Annotated in this window: 7 protein-coding genes; 5 read left to right on the top strand and 2 right to left on the bottom strand. The window is 72.1% G+C overall.

Annotated features, from left to right (window positions below):
• The coding region (locus KDM41_16420; GenBank protein ID MCB1185014.1) for a hypothetical protein at window positions 1-678 on the bottom strand (678 nt) is incomplete at its 3' end.
• 154 nt (window positions 679-832) lie between these two features.
• Here KDM41_16420 and KDM41_16415 point away from each other — a divergent pair.
• From KDM41_16415 to KDM41_16400, 4 genes are all read left to right on the top strand, one after another.
• Window positions 833-1384: an ATP-binding protein gene (locus KDM41_16415; protein ID MCB1185013.1), complete on the top strand. Its 552-nt coding sequence runs from the start codon at window positions 833-835 to the stop codon at window positions 1382-1384.
• A gap of 191 nt (window positions 1385-1575) precedes the next feature.
• Window positions 1576-2445, top strand: coding sequence for an endonuclease/exonuclease/phosphatase family protein (locus KDM41_16410; GenBank protein MCB1185012.1), 870 nt, complete (start codon window positions 1576-1578; stop codon window positions 2443-2445).
• 9 nt (window positions 2446-2454) lie between these two features.
• Window positions 2455-2943: a flavin reductase gene (locus KDM41_16405; GenBank protein ID MCB1185011.1), complete on the top strand. Its 489-nt coding sequence runs from the start codon at window positions 2455-2457 to the stop codon at window positions 2941-2943.
• Between the two features lie 119 nt (window positions 2944-3062).
• Window positions 3063-3419 (top strand): cupin domain-containing protein, encoded by a 357-nt coding sequence (locus KDM41_16400; protein MCB1185010.1) that lies wholly within the window; start codon window positions 3063-3065, stop codon window positions 3417-3419.
• 75 nt (window positions 3420-3494) lie between these two features.
• Here KDM41_16400 and KDM41_16395 read toward each other — a convergent pair whose 3' ends face one another.
• Window positions 3495-6212, bottom strand: coding sequence for an insulinase family protein (locus KDM41_16395; GenBank protein MCB1185009.1), 2718 nt, complete (start codon window positions 6210-6212; stop codon window positions 3495-3497).
• A gap of 187 nt (window positions 6213-6399) precedes the next feature.
• Here KDM41_16395 and KDM41_16390 point away from each other — a divergent pair.
• Window positions 6400-6741 (top strand): hypothetical protein (locus KDM41_16390; GenBank protein MCB1185008.1); only part of this gene is annotated, 342 nt, incomplete at its 3' end.

Here is a 6741-nt window from a genome sequence, read left to right as displayed (position 1 = left end):
CGGCTCCGGCTTGTTCCAGGCATGCTCCGGATTGTTGAACTCGCCGAAGTCCGCGCTGCTGGTCTCGTAGATCTGGCGCGCCCAGCGATCCTCCTCGCCGCGGATCGACAGGGCGAGCTGGAGCATGGCGGCGGCGAGCGCGAGCAGGAAGACCGCGTCGACGAGTTGCCCCAGCAGCAGGCCCAGATCGGGCCACCAGCCGACGATCCGCAGCACCGTCTTGACGAGGGAGAGGGCGGCCACCACCGCGACGGTGCGCCACACGCGCCGCGCCAGGTGCTCCCGCTCGACGATGGCGAAGATCAGCGTGGCCAGGAGTCGGCCCACCGTCAGGCTCACCGGCGGCAGCATCGCGCCCCGGTTGGTGAAGAGCAGGACGAGCAGGAGTCCGCCCTGCAGGAAATTCAGGGCGCCGACGACGAAACCGAAGCGGGTCAGGAAGGGGTTGGCGCCCACCCAGACGAAGCCCGCCCCCAGCAGCCACAGGGCGGCGATGTACACCAGCCAGGCCACCGTGGTCACGGAGGGGGAGGGCGACTCCGGCCCGCCCCCGACGAGCAGGGCCGCCAGGTTGAGCACGGCGCCGAGCGCGACCGTGACGGCGCCCGCCCGCAGCAGCAGGCTGCCCCGGAAACCCCCGTCGACGTCCTTCCAGTAGTTGATCTTCGTGTCGGACAAGGCGTTCCTCCAGGTGTGGCGACGTCCGGCGCGCGCCGCGCGGACCGGGCCCACCTTAACCCCGCCGTGGCCGCCTTTCAACCTCGGGCCGCCCCGGCGCCGGCCGCGCAGGCGAATCTGGACATTCCCGCCCCGGAACCGTAGCTTAGCGCCCATGAAGCTGGCGTTCATCGGCACCCACGGGGTCGGCAAGACGACCCTCTGCTACGAGCTCGCGGCCGCCCTCAAGCGGCTCGACCTGAGCGTCGACCTCGTCAAGGAGGTCGCCCGCTCGTGCCCGCTGCCGATCAACCGCGAGACGACCGACGCGGCCCAGAACTGGATCCTGCACACGCAGGTCAGCCGCGAGATCGAGCTGAGCGCCGACTTCGACGTCATCGTCTGCGACCGGGCCGTGGTCGACAACTACGCCTACATGGTCCACGCTGCGGGACGTCGGCCCGAGCTGGAGCCGTTCATCCGGCACTGGATGGGCACCTACGACGTGCTGGTCAAGGTGCCCGTGATCGCCCCGCCGTCCTTCGACGGCACGCGGGACACGTCGGTCGAGTTCCAGTCCGCCATCGATGGCCTCATCGATCGCCTGCTGGCGGAGTTCGCCCTGGACGTCGTCGCCCTGCCCGGCGACACCCGCACCGGCTGGATGGATCTCGTCCTGCGGGCCCTGCGCCTGCCGGATGCCCCGCCCCAGCTCGATCTGTTCTAGGAGGCGCGCCGGGAAACCGGAACGGAATTTGCCCCCGGAAGAGCAATCGCGGGAAATCCGGACCGAAAAAGGCAAATTGCCCGGAACCCGGACGCCCCCGGCGCCGTACGAAGGCGAAATCGCGAATCGACAGGTGAGGAAGAGCCGACCGACCAGGACGACATCCCCCTGCAGGACAACGGAAAGCCCGCATGAGCATGAATCAGGACCAGACGCTCCGCGTGATGCAGTTCAACCTGCTGACGTCGACCAAGAAGCGCCGCAGCCACCCCTGGCGCCTGCGCCGCCGCAACATCGCCAAGATCATCGCCAACCTGCAGCCCGACGTGGTCGGCACCCAGGAGGCGAACTTCCAGCAGCTGCGCGACCTGGCCGCGCTGCTGCCCGGCTATGCGTTCGTGGGCGAGGGGAACCTCGGCCGCGACCAGGCCCACAGCGAGCGCAGCTGGTACTGCGCCACGTTCTACCGCAAGGACCGCGTGCGCCCCCTCGAGGGCGAGACCGAATGGCTGTCGGCCACGCCGGACGTGCCCGCCAGCCAGTACAGCCTGGGCACGCGCCCGCGGCTGGTCAGCTGGAACACCTTCGAGCTGATCGGCACGGGCCGGCGGTTCGTCTTCGGCACGACCCACCTCGAGGCCGTCAACCCCTGGCACCGCCTGAAGAGCGCGGTGCAGTTGCGCCAGTTCGTCTCCCGGAAGCTCGAGCAGCTGGGCGAGGAGACGCCGGTCTTCCTGACGGGCGACTTCAACGCCACCTCGGGCAGCGCCGAGATCCGCGCCATGGAGGCCGACCTCGGCGGCGACCTCGCGCCGCTGTTCGACGCCTGGGCCGCGGCCAACGCCGACGAGGACGCCGGCGGCACCTTCCGGGGTCTCGGCCTGCGCGACCGGGTCAGCAACAGCCTGCTCGGCCCCCGCCGCATCGACTACGTGTTCTTCCGGCCGAAGCTCGAGATCCACTCGGTCGACCGCATCGACTATGCCGACCTCGAGCACCGCGAGAGCGCGCTCCCGTCGGACCACTACCCCGTGGTTGCCGAGTTCTCCCTGGCGGGTTAGTCTCGCCCGATGAGCGCCGCCTTCACACCCTTCGACCAGGCCCTGCACCTGCTGCCCGCCCCGGTGACGATCATCGGGGCGCGGCGCGGCGACGAACTGGGCGGCCTGACCGCCGCCTGGGTCACGCGCGTCTCCATCGACCCGCCCCTGCTGATCGCCGCCATCGGCCGCGAGCGCCACACCCACGCCCTGCTCGCCGACGCCGCGGCCTTCACCGTCTCGGTGCTCCACGAGGACCAGGTCGACGTGGCGCGCCGCTTCGGCCTGCATTCGGGGCGCGACCTGGCCAAGTGGGACGGCGTGCCGCACACCCTCCTCGAGGGAGGGGTGCCGGCGGTCGACGCCTGCGCCGCCCGCTACCTGTGCCGCATCGTCGACCGCTTCGCCACCGGCGACCACGACTGCCTCGTCGGCCGCATCGTCACGGCCGAGGTCGTGCGCGGCGGCCCGGCCCTGCCCATGCGCGGCGCCGACTACGGTCCGCGCGATGCCGACTGAACAGCGGCGGTCAGAGCGCGGTTGCCAATCGTCCGGGTTGTGTTAGAATGTCAAGACCCGGCGGGAACTGCGTGTCCCCGCGGGGTTTGCCCCGTCCGCTTCATCCAGGAGGGCCCAGTATGGAAGCAGCCAGGACTCCGAGGGCTGATCAGCTCCTTCCCCCCGAGATCCTTTCCCTGCCCCAGGTCGAAGTTCCCGTCGCCGGCGTCACCGGCTACACCCTGCAGAACGACGAGAAGCAGGTGGTGTTCTTCGTCTTCGACGAGGGCGTCAGTTTTCCCGACCACAGCCATTCCGAACAGAAGGGCCTGGTCATCAGCGGCGAGATGATCATCGAGATCGACGGCGAGTCGAACCTGTACCAGGCCGGCGACCACTACCGCGTGCCCGAGAACGTGGACCACCGCACGGTGTTCACGCAGCAGACGGTGCTGGTCGACATGACCGACGGGCCCGACCGCTACAAGACGGTCTGATCGCCGCGCAGACGGACGAGATGAAGAAAAGGGCGGGCCCCCACGGGCCCGCCCTCGTCGTCGGTGCCGCCGCGCCTACTCGGGGCCGAGGAAGACCTCCCACCGGCACTCGTCCGTGAACAGTCGTCCCGCCAGGTCGCGCACCGCGACGGCCGGACACGCCCGCACGGCCGCGATCACCTCGTCGACGTTGTTGGCGTCCCGCCCGTAGATCCGGTCGCGTCCGGCCTTCACCAGGCGCGCCATGTTCGACTGGACGCCGATCAGGATGTTGCCCAGCAGCTCGGCCCGCACCCGCTCGAACTCGACGGCGGGCACCACCGCGTCGGCGAGGGCCCGGATCTCGCGCACCAGGGCGTCGCGGGCCTGCTCCATGGTGTCGGGCGCCGTCAGCACGTAGCCCAGGAAGAACCCCTGCCCGAAGCCGGACGTGCCCACGGTGCCGGTGTTGTAGCACAGGCTCTGCCGGTTGCGCAGGCTCTCGAAGAGGCGCCCGCTCTGCCCGTTCAGCACATGGCGCAGCAGGATGTGGGGGATCCGGTCCGTGTCCGGATCGGCGGCGCCGGGCCAGGCCGCGAGCACGACGCCCTGGTTCTGGCGCCGGACGATCCGCTCGTGCACGACCCCGTCCGGCGCCGTCAGCGGTCCGGGGGCCGGGCGCTCGGCCCGACCCGCGGGCAGGTCCTTCAGGATGGCCTCCAGGCGCGCCCCGATGTCGTCGGGATCCACGTCGCCGGAGACCACGACCTGCAGGCCCGCCCGCTCCCAGGCCCGGCGGTGCCGCGCCAGCAGGTCGTCGCGGGTGGGGCGGCCGATGCTCTCGTGCGTGCCCACCAGCGGCCGGCCGTACGGGTGCTCGCCGTACATCATGCGGCGCAGGCGCACCACCGCCGACTGGACGGGGTTGTCCTCGGTGGCGGCGAGCTCCTCCCGCGCGAGACGCTGCTCCTGGGCGATCTCGTCGGGCGCGAAAGCCGGCGCGGCGATGGTGTCGGCCAGCAGGGCCAGGGGCAGGTCGAGGCGATCCGGGAGCGCGGCCATGGCGAGGCCGCTGTAGTCGCGGTCCGAGACGGGACTCAGCGACGCGCCCTCGCCCTCCAGCAGGGCGTGCAGGGCCTCGGCGTCCCGGCCGCCGGCGCCCTTGACGAGCACGGCCTGGGTCAGGGAGGAGAGGCCGGCCGTGTCCTCGGTCTCGCCGGTGGCGCCGCCCGGGCGGGTCAGGCTGAGCGTCACCAGGGGCAGCGCCCGGTCGACGCGGCAGAACACTTCGAGACCGCCGGCCAGGGTCAGGGTCTCGAAGCGGGGTGCGCCTCCCGCACGCGCGTCGCCGCGGGCGGTGCCGCCGACCGGCACGGGCCGGGCCGGCGGGGTCACCGGTTCGCCGGGTGCGGCGGGCAGGACGTCGGCCAGGAAGCGCTGCAGGTGGGCGGCATCGGTGGGGATGCCGCAGGCGGCGGCGTCGGTGCCGTCCGGCAGGTAGACCACCACGCTCAGGCCCGACAGGGCGAAGTAGCGGCGGCAGAACCGGGCCACGTCGTCGGCCGTGACGGCGGCGACTTCGGCCGGGAACGAGTAGGCCCCGGCGAGGTCGTCGTTCACGTCGCTGCGCCCGAGGTTGGCGGCCTGGCCCTGCACGGTCTCGGCGCCCATCACGTGGGCCCGCGAGACCCGCGTGATGGCCCGCGCCAGCTCCTCGGTGGTGCAGCCTTCGGCCGCCAGCAACGCCAGTTCGGTCGCGGCGGCCCGGATCGCCGCGGCGAGCCGGTCCGGACCGGTCTCCATGTCGACCAGGATCAGCCCCTCGCGCGGACCGTTCTCGCCGGCCAGGACGATCTCGTCGACGAGGCCGCGCTCCTCCTGCACGCGCCGGTAAAGGCGGCAGCTGCGCCCGTCCGACAGGACGCGCCGCACCACGCTCTGCACCGGGTCGAGGCCCTCGCGCTCGCCGGGACCGGGGAAGATCAGCTTGGCGTAGGCCTTCTTGATGTCGCCGTGCTCGATGCGCAGACGGGGCCCTTGGTGGAGGGGCTCGACCGGCGGCTCGGCCACGAGTGCCTGGGGGCTGGCCAGGGCGTCGGCGAAGCGTTCCGGACCGACCTGCCCGAAGTGCTCGCGCACGAGGGCGAAGGTCGCGGCGGCGTCCACGTCGCCGACCACCACGAGGGTCATGTTGTCCGGGCGGTAGGCCGAGCGCCAGAAATCGATGATGTCGGCCCGGTCGCGCTCGAGCAGGTTCTCGTCGCGGCCCCCGATGGGGTGCCGATAGGGGCTGTGGTCGAAGGCGAGTTCGCAGCCCCAGCGCCAGGTGACGCCGAAGCCGAACGGGATGTCGTCGTACATGTGGTTCTCGTGCACGAGCACCTTGCGCTCGGCGTCGAGGCTCGCCGGCTCGAAGCGGGAGTGGAAGAGGGCGTCGGCGAGGATGTCCACCGCCACGGCGATGTTCTCGGCCGGCACCGTGATGTGGTAGTTGGTCGTCTCGTAGCCCGTGCCGGCGTTGGTCGCGCCCCCGGCCGCCGCCACCTCGAGGGCGAAGTCGCCCTCGCCCCGCCGCGCCGTGCCCTTGAACAGCATGTGCTCGATGCCGTGCGACCAGCCCCGCAGCGCCTCGGGCTCCCGGTTGCTGCCCACCCGCACCCACACGTTGCACACGGCGACGGGGGTGCGGCGGTCCTCGCGGATCACGACCCGCAGGCCGTTGCCCAGCCGGGCGGTGTGCAGCCCCGGCGCGAGGTCGCTGGGGGCCAGGAGGTCGGGTGCGTCGGGATAGGGGGTGACCGTCGTCGGGCTCATGCGCTCTGCTTTCGTTGGTGCGGGATCCGGGGCCTCCGTTGCCCCGGCGGTCACAGGTTAGGCGCGAACGCCCGAAAAAGCAGTCCCTATTTGGACCGGCCGGGCGCTCCCGCGGTAGGCAGCGGGTCCGGCGTGGGCTAGTATCGGCGCGGTCCCGACGCCACCGCCCCCCGACCCGGAAAGTGCCATGCCCGCTCCCCACGCCCCGCCACCGGAAGTCGCTAGGGATCGCCCCGCGCGGGCCGAACTCGTCTGGGCCCTCGTCGCCGCCGCCCTGGTGCTGGCGCCGAACCTCGCGGCCCTGTCCGAGTGGTCCTACGACTGGGACGCGGCCCAGCTCGCCCTCGGCACACGGGATTTCGACCTCGCGGGCCACCGGCCCCATCCGCCGGGCTACCCCCTCTGGGTCGGGGCGGTGCGGGTTTGCGACGCCGCCGTGGGCAACGTGCCCCGCACCCAGCTCCTGCTCGGGAGCGCGACCACGGGCCTGGCCCTGGCGGCCTTCGCGCGGCTGCTGCGCCCGCGCCGC

The sequence above is a fragment of the bacterium genome, assembly GCA_020440705.1.
Lineage (GTDB): Bacteria > Krumholzibacteriota > Krumholzibacteriia > LZORAL124-64-63 > LZORAL124-64-63 > JAGRNP01.
The sequence above is the reverse complement of the archived record's forward strand: the minus strand, read 5'-3'. Positions and strand labels throughout refer to the sequence as shown.